A 484-nucleotide genomic window follows, 5' to 3' on the forward strand; every position below is an offset into this window, starting at 1 on the left:
CCTGGACCAGCATATGCACCTTTCATCCAGAAATGGAGCCAGATACCACCTCTTAATTTTCCGATAATATCTTTGATTTCATTAAAGCTTTCAGCCGCCTCGATATCCCAAATGACCTTAGATTCAAGTTTTATAGTTTGTAATTCTGCCCATTTATTTTCTAGAGCGACAAAGCGTTCTGCATATATTTTTTGTTCAGCTTCTAGCTGACGACCAGCTTCAACTTCGTCTTTTGGAAGGTGCAACATAGGATTACGCACACCTTGAATGGCTTGCTCTACTTCATATGTTAGTAAAATCGCTTTTTTAGCAACTTCATACTCACTTGTGCCTTTCAATTGTCTGCGCCAAGTGGTTAGCCCGATTATACCTATAACAATCGCTGAGATTGTTCCAATAATCGTAAACACATCCTTAGTTATTGCCCAGTCAATTTTTGAAATGGTTAGACAAATACTCACAGGCTCTCCATAAAATATAACGC

Annotated in this window: 1 protein-coding gene; it reads right to left on the minus strand. The window is 38.8% G+C overall.

The genetic code is table 11. The features are described 5' to 3' along the window. A partial coding sequence (locus tag V5298_RS20865; protein ID WP_332933316.1) for a hypothetical protein occupies positions 1 to 461 on the minus strand: 461 nt, incomplete at its 3' end. Positions 462 to 484 lie beyond the last annotated feature (23 nt).

Origin of the sequence: Alteromonas sp. 14N.309.X.WAT.G.H12, assembly GCF_036697315.1 — a bacterium.
Taxonomy (GTDB): domain Bacteria; phylum Pseudomonadota; class Gammaproteobacteria; order Enterobacterales; family Alteromonadaceae; genus Alteromonas.